This window comes from Dysgonomonas sp. GY617 (assembly GCF_015233815.1).
In the GTDB taxonomy this organism is placed as follows: Bacteria; Bacteroidota; Bacteroidia; order Bacteroidales; family Dysgonomonadaceae; genus Dysgonomonas_A.
In genome coordinates this window covers 215,099-233,160 of sequence record NZ_JADCLR010000001.1, presented here as the reverse complement: position 1 = coordinate 233,160, position 18,062 = coordinate 215,099, and the positions used below count along the sequence as shown (strand labels likewise).

General features: G+C 36.7%; 15 protein-coding genes and 2 riboswitches. Of the genes, 7 read left to right on the top strand and 8 right to left on the bottom strand.

Annotation, left to right across the window (positions count from 1 at the left end; genetic code table 11):
* Positions 1 to 5 precede the first annotated feature (5 nt).
* The 6 genes from IR022_RS00835 to cobT all read right to left on the bottom strand — a co-directional run bounded on the left by IR022_RS00835 (position 6) and on the right by cobT (position 5,224).
* Positions 6 to 944, bottom strand: a complete 939-nt coding sequence (locus IR022_RS00835) for a hypothetical protein (protein ID WP_194202261.1) — start codon at positions 942 to 944, stop codon at positions 6 to 8.
* A 101-nt stretch (positions 945 to 1,045) separates the two neighbouring features.
* Positions 1,046 to 1,915 carry a cation diffusion facilitator family transporter gene (locus tag IR022_RS00830; protein WP_050710288.1) on the bottom strand — a complete coding sequence of 290 codons (870 nt, stop codon included), beginning with the start codon at positions 1,913 to 1,915 and terminating at the stop codon, positions 1,046 to 1,048.
* Between the two features lie 139 nt (positions 1,916 to 2,054).
* Positions 2,055 to 2,627: a rhomboid family intramembrane serine protease gene (locus IR022_RS00825; RefSeq protein ID WP_050710289.1), complete on the bottom strand. Its 573-nt coding sequence runs from the start codon at positions 2,625 to 2,627 to the stop codon at positions 2,055 to 2,057.
* A 23-nt stretch (positions 2,628 to 2,650) separates the two neighbouring features.
* Positions 2,651 to 3,181: an alpha-ribazole phosphatase gene (gene cobC / locus IR022_RS00820; protein WP_194202260.1), complete on the bottom strand. Its 531-nt coding sequence runs from the start codon at positions 3,179 to 3,181 to the stop codon at positions 2,651 to 2,653.
* Between the two features lie 61 nt (positions 3,182 to 3,242).
* Complete coding sequence (gene cobS / locus IR022_RS00815; protein ID WP_194202259.1) at positions 3,243 to 4,004, bottom strand: adenosylcobinamide-GDP ribazoletransferase; 762 nt, start codon at positions 4,002 to 4,004, stop codon at positions 3,243 to 3,245.
* 176 nt (positions 4,005 to 4,180) lie between these two features.
* The gene (gene cobT, locus IR022_RS00810; protein ID WP_194202258.1) at positions 4,181 to 5,224 is read right to left on the bottom strand and encodes a nicotinate-nucleotide--dimethylbenzimidazole phosphoribosyltransferase; all 1,044 of its coding nucleotides are present in this window, start codon (positions 5,222 to 5,224) and stop codon (positions 4,181 to 4,183) included.
* Between the two features lie 309 nt (positions 5,225 to 5,533).
* Here cobT and IR022_RS00805 point away from each other — a divergent pair, with 309 nt between their 5' ends.
* The gene (locus tag IR022_RS00805) at positions 5,534 to 5,686 is read left to right on the top strand and encodes a hypothetical protein (protein WP_157258240.1); all 153 of its coding nucleotides are present in this window, start codon (positions 5,534 to 5,536) and stop codon (positions 5,684 to 5,686) included.
* Between the two features lie 1,040 nt (positions 5,687 to 6,726).
* Positions 6,727 to 7,929, top strand: a complete 1,203-nt coding sequence (locus tag IR022_RS00800) for an MFS transporter (protein ID WP_194202257.1) — start codon at positions 6,727 to 6,729, stop codon at positions 7,927 to 7,929.
* 87 nt (positions 7,930 to 8,016) lie between these two features.
* Here the strand turns inward: IR022_RS00800 and IR022_RS00795 are convergent, their stop codons facing one another.
* Positions 8,017 to 8,937, bottom strand: coding sequence for a PfkB family carbohydrate kinase (locus IR022_RS00795; RefSeq protein WP_194202256.1), 921 nt, complete (start codon positions 8,935 to 8,937; stop codon positions 8,017 to 8,019).
* Between the two features lie 394 nt (positions 8,938 to 9,331).
* Between IR022_RS00795 and IR022_RS00790 the strand changes: the two genes are divergently transcribed.
* The gene (locus IR022_RS00790) at positions 9,332 to 11,917 is read left to right on the top strand and encodes a prolyl oligopeptidase family serine peptidase (RefSeq protein WP_242053002.1); all 2,586 of its coding nucleotides are present in this window, start codon (positions 9,332 to 9,334) and stop codon (positions 11,915 to 11,917) included.
* Between the two features lie 168 nt (positions 11,918 to 12,085).
* Here the strand turns inward: IR022_RS00790 and IR022_RS00785 are convergent, their stop codons facing one another.
* Complete coding sequence (locus IR022_RS00785; protein WP_194202255.1) at positions 12,086 to 13,342, bottom strand: fibrobacter succinogenes major paralogous domain-containing protein; 1,257 nt, start codon at positions 13,340 to 13,342, stop codon at positions 12,086 to 12,088.
* 764 nt (positions 13,343 to 14,106) lie between these two features.
* Between IR022_RS00785 and IR022_RS00780 the strand changes: the two genes are divergently transcribed.
* From IR022_RS00780 to IR022_RS00765, 4 genes are all read left to right on the top strand, one after another.
* The gene (locus IR022_RS00780) at positions 14,107 to 14,925 is read left to right on the top strand and encodes a hypothetical protein (RefSeq protein WP_050709327.1); all 819 of its coding nucleotides are present in this window, start codon (positions 14,107 to 14,109) and stop codon (positions 14,923 to 14,925) included.
* Positions 14,926 to 14,964: 39 nt separating this feature from the next.
* A riboswitch (cobalamin riboswitch) is annotated at positions 14,965 to 15,169 on the top strand.
* Between the two features lie 198 nt (positions 15,170 to 15,367).
* On the top strand, positions 15,368 to 16,150 hold the full coding sequence (locus IR022_RS00775) for a threonine/serine exporter ThrE family protein (protein WP_050709328.1): 783 nt from the start codon (positions 15,368 to 15,370) through the stop codon (positions 16,148 to 16,150).
* Positions 16,151 to 16,161: 11 nt separating this feature from the next.
* Positions 16,162 to 16,671 (top strand): threonine/serine exporter family protein, encoded by a 510-nt coding sequence (locus IR022_RS00770; RefSeq protein WP_050709329.1) that lies wholly within the window; start codon positions 16,162 to 16,164, stop codon positions 16,669 to 16,671.
* A gap of 162 nt (positions 16,672 to 16,833) precedes the next feature.
* Positions 16,834 to 17,041: riboswitch (cobalamin riboswitch) on the top strand.
* A 350-nt stretch (positions 17,042 to 17,391) separates the two neighbouring features.
* On the top strand, positions 17,392 to 18,051 hold the full coding sequence (locus IR022_RS00765) for a hypothetical protein (RefSeq protein ID WP_194202254.1): 660 nt from the start codon (positions 17,392 to 17,394) through the stop codon (positions 18,049 to 18,051).
* Positions 18,052 to 18,062: the final 11 nt, after the last annotated feature.

Genomic DNA, 18,062 nt, shown 5'->3' with positions numbered 1-18,062 from the left:
TTTACTTATTGACCTATGAAAGTATTGTATGCTTCTACAACACCTCTATAATTGCTCATGGCAGACGAATATAAGTTATTTAGACGATCTGATTTTGGATTTGTTTCCAGTTCAAGATTCAGAGCATCCATCGCTTTTAGAGCCTCTTCGCTTTTTCTGTAAAAGTTTTGAAACACTTCTTTATAATAAACATCACTCAACTTTTTCACATCCTTAGTTGATATGTCTTTATTCTGAGCTATTGATTTTGATGCCGCCGATATTCCAGCTTTTACCAGTTCGCTATCGATAGCTTCTTGATTAAATAATTCCAAGATAGCCTCCAATGCATTCAGATCCGATTTCATAGGGATGATAAACTCAGCAATTTTGCTTTTTTGAAGCAATATAAGCTCGGCATCGTTACCTGCTTTAGATGCTAATCTAGAAGCTTCTGACCAGCCAGTATATCCTTTTTGAAAATAAAAGGCAAGACTGTCCTGCATAGCAGGATATTTTGCAAATTCAGTATCAGTAAGGTATTCCTTTTCTGAGAAATAGTCACTCATTGCTGTTGCCCATTTAACCGCATTTGCGATATTTTTATCTGCCAGAGTTATTGTATTGGCAATATCTTTCTTTTCGGCAAACTCAGGAGCACCTTTATAAGCTGCAGCATATTCTTTTTGATCGCCAAAACAAGCTTCAAAATTCTTATAGTTCACAAAGAAAGGTTGAACGTTAGGATTTCTTTTCAGCTTCGAAAGATTACTTTCGGCTGTTGATAGCATCGATTTGTAGTTGTCGGCGCTAGTTCTGTTTTTGTTACTCAACTCAATAACACTATTGCATAATCTTATTATATTGGACGCATCCAACTCGGCTTTAGTGTAGGTTTTTTGTTGTGACATTGCCATTAATGACATCAGCAACATCGAGACCATGAATGTAAGTTTAATTCTCATTTTATTTAAATTATAATTAGTGTGCCATAGGTCTTTAGACCTGTTTTTCTTTCAATTTCATTCGCTGTAACTCCCAACGAATTCTTAATTTATAAATACGATTACCACGATGGCTCTACATGAATAAGCACATCTGCTATTTCGGGCATCTTTTCTTTCAATCTATTTTTTAAATCATGAGCAATATCGTGCCCCTCTTTTACCGTAATATTTTTATCTACAATTATATGCAAATCAACATAAAAGGTCATACCCGTTTTTCTAACATGGCATTTCTCTGTATCCTGCACACCCTCTATGGTTTTAGCAAAATCGCAAACATCGTTAACCATATCGGGATATATATCCTTATCCATAATCTCGCCTAAAGCAGGTTTGAGAATCTTATAACTATTGTAGAGTATAATGAATGAAGCTAATAATGCCGCCCAATCGTCAGCCGCTTCATAACCTTTGCCCATCACCAAAGCAATCGAGATCCCAATAAAAGCAGCAACCGAAGTTATAGCATCGCTACGATGATGCCATGCATCTGCAACCAAGGATGTACTTTTGGTTAATCGAGCCTTTCTTATTACTAATTGATACGAAATTTCTTTCCAAATAATAATTCCACCCAAAACAATCAAAGTAAATGGCTTAGGAGGCTCATGCGGCTCGTTTATATTCTGAATACTTTCGTAAGCAATAATAGTTGCCGATATAATAAGAAAACCCACTACACCGAATGTTACCAAAGGCTCTATACGCCCATGTCCGTAAGGATGTTTCTCATCGGCAGGTTTATTCGAATATTTAATACCACATAGTACAGCTATCGAAGAGAATATGTCGGCTGTTGATTCTATTGCATCTGCAATAAGTGCATAGGAATTTCCGAAATATCCGGCTAACCACTTTATTATAGCCAAAGTTGTATTGCCTATTATACTAAAATACGAAGCTTTTATTGCTGTCTGTTCTTTACTCATGAGTAGAGTTGGGATATGAAATATTGATGCCGCAAAGGTACGGTTTATTGCCGAAAATCATAACCTTTGAAAGATTAATAGAGAAAAAAGCGCCTATCTTTAAAAGACAGACGCTATGTATTTACTGAGAATTAATCTATTAACGAGGGGCTCGCTGCAATGTTTTTCGGAACAAGAATGCCCATAGCAAACCGCTTAAAGCTCCAGCTAAATGACCCTCCCACGAAATATGGCTTTCGGTTGGGAATATTCCCCAGATCAAACCCGAATAGAGAATAACGACAAGGATAGAAACCAGAATTAACTTCCAGTTCTTGCTTAGGATACCTCCAAAGACTAAGAAAGAAGCCAAACCATAGATAATACCACTAGCTCCTATATGTGAGGCATAGCGCCCAATAAGCCAGGTTATAATACCGGTAGTGATCCAGATCATGAATAGGTAAAGTGATGCTTTTTTCTCATAAAAGATGAAGAGCAAGCAACTCAGGAAAAAGAACGGGAGAGTATTTGCTATCAAATGCTCAAAATTGCCATGAATTAAAGGTGCTGTAATAATACCCAACAATCCGTCTACCGAACGAGGCAAAATACCTAAACCTGCAAGAGTGTTACCCGTAAGATATTTAATCACTTGAATCACCCAAAAGATAGCTACAAATGCGAAAGAGTATTCGACAGCCTTTTTAATTTTCCCCGATTTCTTATTCATGATTCCAAGAGTTTTATAAAGTGTTATATATTAAGACATACTATTTCTCCGTAAGCGGGCACTGTATCGAATGCATTTTCGAGAGTAGAATCGCCTGTATATACTTTCGCACAGTTGATAACGCCCCCATGAGTAAATATGGCTACATTCTTATAATCCTCCTTTTTTATTTCATCCAAAAGAGAGGCTACTCTATCATATAACATCTTGAATGACTCTCCTCCTGTAGCAGGTTGATGTATCCAGTTTTCATACCAACTTTCTATATTTTCATCATCAATATGATCCCAGTTCATCATCTCCCATTCTCCGAAGTACATTTCTTTAAGACGATCTATCCATTGTACATCGTCCTGAAATCCGCAGTATCTTGCCAATTTACGGCAACGGCTCAAGGGGCTCGAATAAACGGCATCAAACTCAATGCCTTTCAGTTTTTGTTTTACAACCTCTGCTTCTTCTTCAAAAGTGGACTTCAACGGAACATTAGATTGCCCGTAACATGTACCTTGTGGTACATCTACTGAGGTATGTCGTATCAAATATAATTTCATATTTCTGTTTTTAAGGTTTTACACCTTCTTATTAGTTCGGCAATTACAGCCTGCTATGATTCTAAAATAAAGTACTTAATAAGTTATACACAGCCACGATTCCCAGATAGAACGAAAGTTCGCACATTAAAAACAATGCTCCGCAGCAATCGCCTGTATATCCCTGTATTTTTTTATTCATCAACGATGTCAGCAATAAAAAAGCCAGAATCGGGAGAATAACAGCCAGCCAATACTCCTTGGGCAGCAAACCGAAAAACGGTACTAATCCAAACAATGCAGAAAGGATAAATGTTCGCAAAACCATCGTTTTATAAACCATTTTAGCCTTACTTGTTTCCTCGTTGCGAGCATAAGGCAAGCGCAATGTTATAAGTGAACCTATAAACTTACAGAGGGGATCTCCTGCCAAAACTACCAAGCATGCAATATGCAGAGGCAGCGAGGTGAGCAAGAAAAACAGAAGCAAGAAATAAAAGATAAGGCTAATCACTCCGTACGTTCCAATATGAGAATCTTTCATTATAGCCAGAATCCGCTCCTTAGAAGTTCCACCGCCAAAGCCATCAAAGAAATCTGCCAGGCCATCTTCATGCAAAGCACCTGTTATAAGCAAACGGCTCAATATAGCTAGTACAACAGCTATGTGGATAGGAAATACAAAGGAGGTAGCCCACAACACCAATGCCATAATCGAGCCAGTGAGCCAACCAACTACCGACCAATAATTAATGACCTGTTTGAAATATTCATTAGGCACATTAAAAATCCGCCAAAACGGTAAGCGGGTAAAAAAGATCAGCGCAGCTCCAATATTATTCATCTGATGAGGTATTTCTGATAAGGTCTGAGACCTTTTGTTCTCTAATTAAATGCAATTTAGAATTATTACTGAGGAAGGCAACAGTAAATAATTCAGCTAATTTAATCATTTTGCTCGATTCGATCTATCTAAAATCTCGTTTTAGTTATAGTTTAAGCACTTAAATCAAAATCCGTTTAATCGAAGTATTTAGTGACCTCAATTGCCTTAAAAGAATTCATTTCATTAATCATCCTCACTGCCGAATCTAGAATGGGATAAGCGCACAAAGCACCTGTACCCTCCCCTAGTCGCAAATCGAGATGAAGTATAGGTTTCACTTTCAAGAAATCCAGTAATGTTTTATGTCCTGCTTCATCGCCTTGATGTCCGAATATTGCGTAATGCAAAACATCCCGATTGATTCGTGTAGCAGCCAATATGCATGAAGTCATTATAAAGCCATCTACTAGAATAATCATACCCAATTCGGCAGCCTTAAGCATACCACCAACAGTCATCACCATTTCGTAACCTCCAAAGTGGCGCATTACATCGGCGGTGGTTCCATCGCCCTGATAATTATCCGTAGCTTGCCTAAGAACTTTATATTTATGTTCCAATATTTTACCTGCATGATCTGAGCCTGCTCCAACACAATCGCGAAGAAGAATTCCCGTAAATGTATTCATCCAAATAGCCGATGATGAGGTATTGGTTATACCCATTTCGCCAAAGCATATAACATTAGAACCTTCGTCATAAGATTGCTGCACCACTTCGGCTCCGACCTCGATAGCCTGATCAAACTCGTCCATCAACATCGCAGGCTGATATAAGTAACTGCGGGTTGCTTTACGAATCTTACGATGTATGATTCGATCATCCGTAAGATCGAAATCATAGTTCACACCTCCATCCACAACTTTCAGACCGAAACCATGTTGACGTGCTAAGAAGTTTACCCCTGCTCCTCCTTCGAGAAAGTTAAAAACCATTTGTCTGGTTACTTCCTGAGGTGATGGGCTTACACCTTCTTCTGCAATTCCATGATCGGCTGCAAATACTATATGAACGGGCTTCGTAAGTGATGGACTCGTGGTTTGCTGAATCCATCCGATTTGTAGTGCTAATTCTTCTAGGATTCCTAAAGAGCCTTTCGGTTTGGTCAGATTATCTATTTTCTCTTGAATTTGAGGTATAATTCCTCCGTCAGGCTTTCTTATATTAAACTGGAGCATAAGTTATATTGATCAATATTAATTTAAAGTCTCAGATTTATGTAATGTTTCAGTAAGTATAAAAGCACAGCATTTCATAAGTTGAAAGTATTTAATGATGGGCTTTTGCCTCTTTATTTTTCCAAGGACAAAGGTATTATTTTAGTCTAAAAGCAGAAGCCAAACTATCTGAAATTATGAATAGAAAACAACAATAAAACCTGATATATATAATACCATAACTTCATTAAGGAAAAAGAATTATACTTGATTAGAACATTATATTTTACAAGCAAATTTGAAATTGAAAATACTAGGAATGAGTGAGTTATGAAATCAGACAAAGTTGAGGAAGAAATTAATAGAGAACTGGCTCTGCAAGTGGCGTCTGATACTATACAAAGAAACGATTTTCATCTTAAAATGGCAAATAATAGGATCAAAAAAGCTATTAAAAATATAAAAAAGCAGCAAGCAAAATAAAACAAAGTAAAATAGACCAAAAAACTAAACATCAACACATTACAAATTAAGATTATATATACCTCTACCATATAAATAAAAGAGCTGCTTACTGATAATCTCCATTTAATAACAACAGTACCTGCTTACAGAGTAAAACTAGATAAGACTATAACAATCTGATAATATGAAAGTTATCAAACAAGAAAATAATAAGAGTACTTATTATTGAGAATATATCAATATTATTGCCTTTCCCAGAATCACCCAATAGAAAACAGATCGCGAAGATTCCCCATATATAGAAAAAGACAAATATATTGTCATCAATTATTTACTATAACTATCTAAGTATGTTTATTCTACTTACAAAAATAGGAGAATGAAAAATTAGAAATTTAAGACATAAAAATAAGATCTGCATTTATAAAAACTGCCAATTTTAATCCCTCTGAGATTTCAATATTTGAAATCTCACGCTCAATCACCCGAAAATATAGAATTTTAAAGAGCATAAAAAGAGACAATAACTGTATAAATTGCAATTTTTCATCCCACATTTCACACATACTCATTATCGATTTCTTGTAAAAAGACGGTTTTTCAAGAGTAAATTCAGAAACAAAGAATAGAGGAAAAACAAACTATTTAATATACTATTATATATCGCTAATCAATATGCATAAATATATCATATTATATATATATATATACATATAATTACAACATATAAAATACATATAGTCAACAAAATAAAGAACAAACCAACAATAAGAACAAGGAAGTACATTTATAAAATAAAAGAATAAGCATACATCAAAAATTCAAAAAAGGAGGGGCATAGTGGGCAAAAACAGGACTTTAAGAAACACTAATATAGATAGATAATACAATATAATAATAAACATAAAAACTTGATTACAAGTTAATTACACTCAAAACACGAAAACGAATAAAATCTATAAAGATTTTAGACTTTATGAGGTCTTTAATTACATGAATAACATAGTTCATTAATAGGACAAGTTTAGTATTTTTGTGCAATTTTAAAATCAAGAGAAATGTCGAATACAATACAAGAGCGTTCCTTAGAAAAAATAAGATTAGGAGTGCTTACTTTCTTCTTATGCCAAGGGCTATGTTTTGCCAGCTGGGCTAGTCGTATACCAGATATCAAAGATGCTCTGCAAGTGAGTGATACTTTCATCTGGGGGCTTATTCTGTTTATGATACCCGTAGGTAAGTTTTTAGCCATACCATTGGCAGGATATACAGTTTCTAAATTTGGAAGCCGTATAATGGTACAAATAAGCATATTAGGATATGCACTATCTTTATTTTTGATTGGTATAAGCTCTGACGTTTACGTATTAGGTACATGCCTATTCTTATTCGGTATATTTTGGAATCTCACCGACATATCTTTAAATACTCAAGCGATAGGAATCGAGAAGATATTTGGTAAAACCATCATGGGTTCATTTCATGGTGCTTGGAGTTTGGCTGCCTGCGTAGGAGCAGTAGTAGGATTTGCCATGATAAACTTTCAGATACCTCATGCATATCATTTCACAGGAATACTTGCATTGATTGTACTCTCTTGGTTATTTAATAAGTCAGCATTACAAACTGATGTAAAAACAGCTCCCGTTGCTGAAGTGAAAAACACGGAAGAAGTGGTTCAAAAGAAGAAATCGAGAATGCCCGAATTGGTACTTATTCAACTAGGTCTTATCGGACTGTTTGCTTTGATCGTAGAAAGTGCCATGTTCGATTGGGGTGGCGTATATTTCGAATCGATTGTAAAAGCTCCTAAATCTCTTCAAATAGGATTCCTTGTATTTATGATTATGATGACTACGGGACGTTTCCTTACCAATAAGGCATACCAACTATTTGGCAAGCAACGCACCATACAGATAGCAGGCGCGCTTATATTTGTAGGAATGTTTATATCAGCACTATTCCCTAGTATTGTATTATGCTCATTAGGTTTTATGTTGGTTGGATTGGGTATTTCATGCATGGTTCCTACCATATATAGTGTGGTTGGCGAAAAATCGAAAATGCCTACAAGTATAGCTCTTACTATACTGTCAACAATCAGCTTCGTAGGATCGCTTATCGCTCCACTACTTATTGGCTCAATATCTCATACTTTGAATATGAAATATGCGTACATTGTAGTAGGAATACTTGGTCTGATAATCGTAGCTCTTACCACCTTTACCAATGCAATGAAGGAGGAGAAGAAAACAACTTAAGTACATATTGAATCTCAATAATAAGAAAGCGGCTGCCTCCAGAAGAGACAGCCGCTTTTTATATAGTGTATGAACGAGTTCTTATTCTTAGAACACCAAATTAGCTAATACTTCGTCATTAGGTAATTTAGCAGCTCTGGTATCCATTATCTTTTGCACATCTGCAACAGTACCTGTAAAAGGACCAAATGCTTCAATCTTGATAGTTGCTACTGCTGCTGCAAATTTAGCTGACTCTTCCATACTAGCACCTTTAGCTCTCATGTAGAGATATCCAGCCATGTAAGTATCGCCACAACCAGTTGCGTCTACCACTTCTGTTGCTTCGTATGCAGGCACCATTATAAAATCTTTACCGTCGTACAATACCGATCCCATACTTCCCAAGGTTAGTAATACTTCTTTTACTCCCCAGTTGTATAGCATACGCCCTGCTTCGTAAACATCGGTTGTACCTGTAAGTACTTTCATTTCCATCTCGTTGGCTTTAAGTACATCAACATACTTTAAAACCTCAAGCTTGTCAGTCCAATCAACCGCATGCACTTCTGTACCACGCACTTCGCGCAAGTATCCTTGACAGTCGATAGAAATACGTCCTCTTTTAGATAATTCTTTTACAAAATCGTTCGAAAAATCATCAGCCATTAATGCGCCTACATGAAAATATTTGGCATGAATATCGCCCATAACCTCCATAACAAAAGGATCGCCTTTTGCTAAAACACGCTGTGTGCGGTTATCCTGATTTTCTCCATATATGTTTTCGAAGTAGTGACTATTGTCGCATATCATAACCTCAACAGTTAAACCTTTGGCACGCAAAGCTTCTACTGCTTTCATTTCAGACTCGGCAAGCCCTGCTACCAATATATAATTAGAATCGAGGTTGCTTACTGCATTCGAAAAATAAAAGGAAGCTCCTCCCGACATATAAACCGTTTCTTTGGGCGTAACTATTTTATCTAACGTAAGATGCCCTATACAACAAATATCGTAATTAGTCATTATTAAAAATTGATTATTTCTAAAACAAGCCCCAAAGATACATTAATCTACTAAAAACCGAGATTAAATTAGTGTTCTTTTAGAAAAGTAGGGTAAGTTTGATATTAGACTTAGGTATCAACATTCGTTTTTGAGGAAAACTGAGAGAAAGAAAATCAAGCAAAGCATGCAACAAACCTGCCATATTCTAAATTCTATACGCTATCTATTGCCGAGATCTTACAAAAAAGAATTATTTTTAAGGTTTCAGACTTATTGGTTACTTCGGTAACGCCTCTCTTTAATTTTCTCCTTTGGAGGGAAAGCATACGATTTTTGAAAATGAATATGAAAGATGGGGTCTTAAAACTAAGAAATACAACACTAAATATTTTAATTTACTTGAATAATGATTATGAAAAAACGTTTCGTTTGTGCAAAGGTTGCAGGATTATTGTTTATGTCAATGATCTCCACACACAGCATCCAAGCACAAAATATTGTGACAATTTTCGGACAAGAAAAGATTGAGAAAACCGATGAGGGAGAAGTTTCTCACAGTTTCCGCAATGGCTTTTTACTACCCGGAGGTACAAACCCCGGAACATTGTTCAACGGGCAAGATATGATAGCATGGATGTATGCTACGGGCAATTTCACGACTCCCAAAGACGGGGCTGTGATTGAGCAATCTTATCCCAACATGGACAGTCAGGTAGAAGACAGCTATTTAAAATGGTTGGCTCAAAGCAAAGGCGAAAAAGCTATGAAATTGCTTCCTCAATGGACATGGACTGCTATGGAAGCCGATTCTACGGGATTGTTTAAACGCCCCGAAATGCGCTCAGCCTTTTTATATACATCATACGAATCGCCAAAGGAACAAATAGTACTTCTTGAAACAACAGGAGGAACACGTACCTACGTAAACGGAATGCCTCACGAGGGCGATCATTACGACTTTGGTTATACTTTGACTCCTATTAAACTAAAGAAAGGTCTTAATGAGTTTGTTTATACACCAGGACGTTTCGGCAAAGTAGCTTCTAAGCTGGTGAAACCCGATAAGCCTGTTATGTTTACAAAGCGTGACATGACTATTCCTGATATAATTATCGGAGAAAGCGATTCTAAATGGGCAGCTATAAGAGTAGTAAATACAACAGAAAAACCTTTACAGGGTTTGACTATACGTGCTACGCTTCCCGATGGACGCAAAGAAGAATACAATACGCAGGACGTTATGCAGCTTAGTGTAAGAAAGCTAAGATATAAAGTTCCTGCTATTGCAAACAATGCTTCAACTGACGAAAAACTGACTGTAAAGATAGAGTTACTCGATAAATCGGGAAAAATAATAGATCAGGCTGACATACAGATTCGTCAGGTTCTACCATCGGTACATCACGAACGTACCTTTATAAGCGGTATAGACGGAAGTGTACAATATTATAGTGTAGCTCCTGCAATACGTAAAAATCAAGAAGAAACAAAGGCTATGGTACTTACTGTTCACGGAGCAGGAGTGGAGGCTCGCAACCAAGCCAGAGCATACAAATCGAAAGATTGGACGGATATTATTGCCGCAACCAATCGCCGCCCTTACGGCTTTAACTGGGAAGAATGGGGACGCATCGACGCCTTAGAAGTTCTTGCAGAAGCTAAGCGTGTATTTAAACCAGAAGAATCTAAAATCTACTTGACTGGTCACTCTATGGGTGGACATGGTTCGTGGTTTTTAGGAACTACCTATCCTGATAAATTTGCAGCTGTTGCACCATCGGCAGGCTATCCTGACATTGCGACCTATAACAAAGGCAGAGGCGATGATATGCACGACAAGAATGCTAAATACGACGCTTTTAAACGTGGTGGTAACGGAGGACGTGTAATTTCGTTAGCTCACAACTTGAAACAATCGGGTGTATATATTTTCCACGGAGATGCCGACAGTGTTGTTTCTCCATCGCAAGCACGTCGCATGCGTGAGGTATTAGGCAAATTTCACCCAGACTTTTGTTATTACGAATATCCGGGTGGTGAGCATTGGTTTGGCGATCATAGTGTAGATTGGCCTCCTATTTTTGAATTCTTTTCTCGTCACTCTATACCTCAGGCTAAAGATGTAAAGGAAATAGATTTCCATACAGCATCTCCTGCAATCTCGCCAACAGATTATTGGTTGAGGGTAGAACAGCAAATCAAACCTTACGACTTTAGTAATGTAAAAGTTCGTTTGAATAATGATACAGTTCAAGTTACCAAGATAGAGAATGTAGCGATGTTGGTTCTTGATATTCCTTCATTGGCATTAGCAAAAGGATCGGTTACTATTGATATTTTGGGACAAACATTATCTGCTCCAACCAATAAGAAAGCAATTCTTGCTCTTGAAAACAAAAAGTGGGTAATAAAAGATGATGTGAACTTGAAGCATAAATATTCGGCTCGCTATGGAGGATTTAAAAATGCTTACACGAATGATGTAGTATTAGTATATTCAACCAAAGGAACAGCAACAGAAAACGAATGGTATCAGAACAAAGCTCGCTTTGATGCTGAAACTTTCTACTACCGTGGAAACGGATCTGTTGATGTAATTGCCGATACTGAATATTCGCTTGCTAAATATACCGATCGTAATGTGGTAATTTATGGCAATAAAGACAATAACCGTGCATGGGCATTGTTGTTAAAGAATAGCCCTATACAAGTAGGTAAAGGTGTAATTACTGCTGGTGAACGTACTTATAAAGGGGATGATCTTGGTACTTATTTTGTATATCCTCATCCTAACAGCAACACTGCCTCAGTAGGTGTGGTTGCAGGAACAGGCGATGCAGGTATGCGTGCTACATCTCCCAACAATTATATATCGGGCATCACAGGTTTTCCTGATCTTATGATATATCGTGCCGATGTTCTGAAAGATGGATTAACTGGCATGGAAGCCGCAGGATATTTTGATAATGACTGGACTTTGACAAATCAAGATTTCTAAATTATCAGAAACCTATAACTAAAAAAGGAAAGCCGATGGAATTAATCCATCGGCTTTTCTTTTTTATATGATGACAAAGTATCTTGAAATGCTACAAGGAAACTTATTTTACTAAAACCTCTGAATTCAGAATATAATAAGTAGTCACTAAATACAAGCTTTATTCTCTTACAATGAATCGGTATTTTTTTTACATCTTACCGCCCATAAATAGGCACGATTAGTATTACCTCTAATAACACCAGCATTAGTAGGACTCACACCCCGATATACAGAAACATAAGCAGTGGCATTTTGACTACCGGAGCTACTTGTCCAAAAATAACCACGAGTTCCAAAACCTAAAAGAGCTGCACCATATACACCACCCGTAAGGAGAACATTAAAACCTCCTTTTGCTGAGGAAATTGACGTACCGTTGGTCTCTGTAGACGATCCTGCAGGAGGACATATACTTTTCATAGCAGTGGCATGACCGGAAGTAGAAGTAGAACCTCGAAAAACATTCATATAAACAGTTCGCGTAGGCTCTCCCCCCCAAGCAATAACCCAAGAAGTGGGATTGAAAGTAGAAGTAACTGAAGCACTATATGAAGATGCATTATTGTAAATTTCTTGCTCTAATTGATTCCACTCACGATCGCTCGGAAGATGCCAACCATCAGGACATATACCTTGAACATATTTATTAGGTGCTACACCAAGGGGACCTATCATTTCGACCTCAAACGCCTCAACTGCTGAGCCAATAACTTGCTGATCAACAGCAGTATTAGCATTACCTTTGGCTGCGGCAAACCAGCTATATACTAAACCCTGATTTGTATTCCAATTTAAAGGCAATGCACCCCAGTTACCAGGTGTACCATTAGGATAAGCATAGGCTACAAGATCATTATCTGAAGTACCTGTATGAAGCGGAATAGCATCACCACCCATGCTAGAAGCATAAGTCTTTGCCGCCAAATTCTCAGTCATCCAAACACCAGCAGTTCCAAAATTGGCTGCCTTAAAGGCATTACCATCCTGATCGTAAAAGACTCGCACATTTGAGCCCAATTGCTCATTACCTAAATATTGCCACTGCGAACCATTCCATACATTCAGACCTAATGGAGCAGGTGCACATACATTTGTATTATAAACTATCAAGCCTATATGAATTATTTTCTGAGCTGCATAATCGCTTTCATTACCAGTGAGCATAGGGAAAAGATCATTCAGGCTAGTCAGGGCTACACGAGGCATCATCAACCCTCGAGTAGAGGTTGCTAGATCCCCTCCTGTAATATCCTTCTCCTTTATTTCGAGCAAAGCACCTGATGCCGCAGACAAATGCGAACCAATAGTTACCTGCGCGTATAAATTAGAGCCCAAAGCAAATAAACAAAAAAATGAAAGCTTAGCTAGATAATTTATATTCATATGTTATTGATAAGTTGTTACTGACCGCACTCCCTTATAAAAAATATTTAAATAAGAGGAGATTAGAAAAAATAAAACAAGAATAACAAGAATTCACAAAATATAAATTTGTGCATATTATAACCTCTCCTACCAAATATTACTAACATTAAAACATATAAAAAGTTTCAAAAAAACTAGTCCTTTTTGAAGAGAGAGAGATAATGGGTTATATTTTTAAAATCGTCGTTGAGCACAAAGATAAGTATAGAATTTAAAATCTAAACAATTTCAACGATTCATTCACAATAAAAAAAACATCATAAACTAAATGAACCTTCTATATTACAACAACTTACCAAAACGACCTCCTTTTAGGTTAACCTTAAATTGGAATAATCAGTTCGTAAAATCCAAGCTTATAACGCTTTACAAGCGTAAATAAAACACATTCAAAATTCAACAATTAATATGTTTAAGAAATATTCAAGTATTGATAATTAATTTTTCTCTTTTTATTTGTTAATCCACAAACAACATATTCACATATCTATCGATTATAAAATAAATCTATCACAATATTCATCAAAAAATCGAAGAAGAGTCTTTTTAGACATAAGCATCACGCAATTAGACATATCTACAATATGCCAATTTCTTTTTTCTGCTTATTATTAACCTCCTATCAATTTAATCCTTTATATTTGTAATACTAATTTTATTATCACACAGTGTTAATCTCAACCGACTTCGATCTGTAACACAAGGTCTAAACTTATAATAATATGAAAAACTTAATTTACCTGATACTTATTAGCTTGTTCGCCTCGTCATGCTCTGACTCTGACAAAATCTTAGATGATGATGACTCTAAATCGCCAAACCCACTAGTAAAAATACAAGTAAAAGCTAAACAGCAAACCGGAAATATTTTTGAGCTAATACAGTTTGATATATATTCCGAAAGTAGCTTTACACTATTGGACATATATGATTCATACGACTCTTTGGTATGGACTGTTCCTGAGGTTGGCCGCTTTCATCTTTTTACTGATCACTCATTTACATGGCGATGGTCTCAAAACTTCTTTCTTCCATCCAAATACAAATCCATTCTATTAGGATATAAGGATAATAAGATTATACAGGCAGATACTACTTATATTGACATTCTCGATGATAAAGATTTTTTAGGCCTCAATTGGAAAGATATAACCGAATCTGCTCCACATAGCACAGGATACGCAAATGTTCTATCTGACGATCATGAGCTAGGTACCTACTATGTCTTCGAAGATAATACTCCATCTATTGACCTATCTTCATTCACTCGCAAAAGCGAAGATGAGAGTGTGTTTGCAAAAAGAAGCGAAAAAATTCTCTTCAACTACATAAGCTCCTTATATACAAAACCAACTTATACAACCAGTACAAATGACCTGCTGACAGAAAAATACAACCAGCTATTCAAACATAAAAAAGAAGGGGCAAAGCCTCTAGCTATCTGGGTTACTGACAAATCAAACATTGTTCTGTATACATTTAAAGAAGATTTTGCCGACTATTATTCCTTTAGAATTCACGCAGAGCCCAAGCATAATTAAAATTGTACGGATCGCTATGATTTGACAAATTCATTTAATATCTTTACCCCAAGTTTTGGTGTCAGTTTCTGTATGCACAGAAATTGATGAAAAGGGAATCAGGTGCAAATCCTGAACAGACCCGCTGCTGTAAGCTCTACAACAGTCTTTGAACAAATCTCACACCACTGTTTCGGATAACGAAACGGGAAGGGGTTCGAAGATAGAGCAAGTCAGAAGACCTGCCAATACTTAACAGATTAATCCTCTCGGGTTTTAGAGGTGCAACGAACAAAAAATGCAATAGCAGTCATCTTATTTTTAGAAAAGAATAATGATTCTATATTGAATAGAATTTGTAGGCTAACTGTGGTTTCGAAAGACTAACACACAGCAACCTTGTCACTATTTTCTAATATATAGCAACTGTTTATTGTTCTCAATAAAACAAATAATTACATAGGTGGAAACAGACAAATTTATTCAGGCTGATCGGTTTGCCAAACTTATACTCGACATGAGCACTCTCCTACTATCGTCGGGCGCTCACTGTGGACGTATCAACCGCAATGTACAACGCTTTGCTGACACATGGCATTTCAGAATCGATCTTTTCATTTCCTTTACAGGCGTTTCGGTAACGGTTGTCGACATGAATAACCCCGAAAACAAAGCAACAAGTAACAGGCAAGCAACTACTCATGGCGTTCATTATGGTATTCTTACCGAAATAAGCCTTCTATCGTGGAAAGCTTACGAAGAAAAGATGTCAATAGATGAGGTTGAGAAGCTACTTTCGGACATCCATTATACTCCGCGACACAATAAATGGACTATACGCCTCGGCATCGGATTTGCTTGTGCGGCTCTATGTATACTTGCCGGCGGCGACTGGATAAATGGTTCTATTGCTTTTGTGGCAGCTACTACGGGATTAATTGTAAGGCAACAAGTTATGGCATGTAAATTTAATGCTATGATTGCCATTCTTTTATCAGCCTTTGTCACCACTATGATTTCGGGAATGGATATGCTCTATCACATCGGACAATCTCCAGAAAAGACAATTGCAACCTCCGTCTTATTTCTTATACCCGGTGTTCCCCTTATCAATTCAGTTATAGACCTCTTCGAGGGATACATTCCTACAGCTTTGGCACGGGGTATGTTTGGAGGCTTCGTTCTCCTCTGCATTGCAGTAGGCATGTCGCTTAGTATCGCATTAATAGGAGTCAATAACTTTTAAGAATTAGAAATATGACCGATTTTATATTTTTGATGTTCAAAGATGCCGCCTTTGCATTTCTTGTAGCTGTGGGCTTTGCCCTCCTCTTCGAAACCCCCAAGCGGGTTCTATATGTTGCTGGTTTATTGGGAGGAATAGGACACTGCATTCGCTTTATCCTCCTTCATTTCGATTTCGGATTAGTATCATCCACTCTTGCCGGATCTATATTTATAGGTATAGCAGGTATATATTGTGCACACAAAGTGCATACACCTCCCGTGGTATTTACAATGCCAGCATGTATAACGATGATTCCCGGATTGTATGCCTATCGCACCATGATGGGATGGATTAAAATTTACACCGATGGGTTGATCACTCAAGAACCTCATATTTTGCAAGAGACAGCGTATAATTTCATTCTTACCTCATCGCTCCTATTCTCGTTAGCAATAGGTATATGTGTAGGCGCTCTATTTTTCAGAAAGAAAAGTACCAAAGAAATTAAACTGGGCAAAACCACCATCATAAAATTCTAACAATATGGATAGTTTTTAATTATAGTATTTTGTATAAAAGCTCTGAGCAGCGATTGTTCGGAGCTTTTTTTTTAAGAGAGATAAATATCAATAGACTCGATGTAACAAGCATTCTGGCAACATTATATTTATAATAAATAATGAACTCTCGTTTTTTTTACTATTTTTGCTTTTGATTTTGGTGGCATTAATCTATTTTACGGACATATGCTGAAAAGAGAATCAGGTGAAATTCCTGAACAGACCCGCTGCTGTAAGCTCTACAACAGTCTTTGAACAAATCTCACACCACTGTTTCGACTAAAGAAATGGGAAGGATGTTCAAAAGACGGAGTAAGTCAGAAGACCTGCCAAAATAAATATACGTTAGATGCTTTCGAGGAGTAAGGCTGAAAACGCAAAACCAGACAGATTACATTTTCATTTAAGGAATTACTTAATTACAGCCGAAACGCTGTATATAATGCTCTTATCGGAGTCTGAAGCGTTTACAACATCTTCAAAATAAGCAAATCGCAATACATATATTACGACAAGCCTGCCTTGTCTCTAAAGATAAAATAATAGGAATGTTCTAAAGATATTCCGCTGTGGTGTTTTAGTATTTGGAAAGCCCTAAGTAGTGATTACTTGGGGCTTTTCGATGTAGAGAATACCAAATTACTGACCAAATAGCTTAAAATTAGTAATACATTTGTAGACTAATTAAAATCACATCTTATGAAAAAAGCATTACTTGTAGCTATAATCGTAATAGTATCTCTATCTGTAAAATCTCAGACAAGTACAATTACAAATTGGAACACCCTAAAACAATCGGGATTCTATGAAAGCAAAGGAGATAATTCAATAAATGCTCCACAAACAAGTGGCTATTGGTTTTGGGGTATAAACTTAGCTCACTCGTCAAATGCTCTTATAACCGATAAGCCATATCACTTTGGAGCCCAATTAGTATTTGAAGCTAACTTTGGAATATACAATCCCAAATTATATATCCGAAGTACTAATGTTGATGGGGAAGGTATATGGGCGAAAGTTCTTACAGACAAAGGAGATCAGGAAATAGCCGGAAAATTAAAAGCTAGAGAAATTGAAGTTACGATTAGTGCAGGAGCTGACCATGTCTTTAGCAATGGGTATGGCTTAAAGCCATTAACGGAAGTAGAAGCTTTTGTAAAAGAGAATAAGCATCTGCCCGAAATTCCTTCTGAAAAGCAAATGGTGGAAAATGGACTCAATATAAATGAGTTTCAAATCAAATTACTACAAAAAATAGAAGAACTAACTTTGTATGTCATCAACCAAGACAAAGTGATAAAGGAGCAAAGCAAACTTATTGAAAATTTACAAGAACGATTCGATCAAACAAAAGATTAAAAGATAACCCC

Coding starts and splice junctions, on each gene's coding strand:
- IR022_RS00800 (WP_194202257.1), top strand. CDS start 6,727: ATGTCGAATACAATACAAGAGCGTTCCTTAGAAAAAATAAGATTAGGA.
- IR022_RS00795 (WP_194202256.1), bottom strand. CDS start 8,937: ATGACTAATTACGATATTTGTTGTATAGGGCATCTTACGTTAGATAAA.
- cobC (WP_194202260.1), bottom strand. CDS start 3,181: ATGAAATTATATTTGATACGACATACCTCAGTAGATGTACCACAAGGT.
- IR022_RS00765 (WP_194202254.1), top strand. CDS start 17,392: ATGAAAAAAGCATTACTTGTAGCTATAATCGTAATAGTATCTCTATCT.
- IR022_RS00830 (WP_050710288.1), bottom strand. CDS start 1,915: ATGAGTAAAGAACAGACAGCAATAAAAGCTTCGTATTTTAGTATAATA.
- IR022_RS00780 (WP_050709327.1), top strand. CDS start 14,107: ATGAAAAACTTAATTTACCTGATACTTATTAGCTTGTTCGCCTCGTCA.
- IR022_RS00825 (WP_050710289.1), bottom strand. CDS start 2,627: ATGAATAAGAAATCGGGGAAAATTAAAAAGGCTGTCGAATACTCTTTC.
- cobT (WP_194202258.1), bottom strand. CDS start 5,224: ATGCTCCAGTTTAATATAAGAAAGCCTGACGGAGGAATTATACCTCAA.
- cobS (WP_194202259.1), bottom strand. CDS start 4,004: ATGAATAATATTGGAGCTGCGCTGATCTTTTTTACCCGCTTACCGTTT.
- IR022_RS00790 (WP_242053002.1), top strand. CDS start 9,332: ATGAAAAAACGTTTCGTTTGTGCAAAGGTTGCAGGATTATTGTTTATG.
- IR022_RS00785 (WP_194202255.1), bottom strand. CDS start 13,342: ATGAATATAAATTATCTAGCTAAGCTTTCATTTTTTTGTTTATTTGCT.
- IR022_RS00770 (WP_050709329.1), top strand. CDS start 16,162: ATGACCGATTTTATATTTTTGATGTTCAAAGATGCCGCCTTTGCATTT.
- IR022_RS00835 (WP_194202261.1), bottom strand. CDS start 944: ATGAGAATTAAACTTACATTCATGGTCTCGATGTTGCTGATGTCATTA.
- IR022_RS00805 (WP_157258240.1), top strand. CDS start 5,534: ATGAAATCAGACAAAGTTGAGGAAGAAATTAATAGAGAACTGGCTCTG.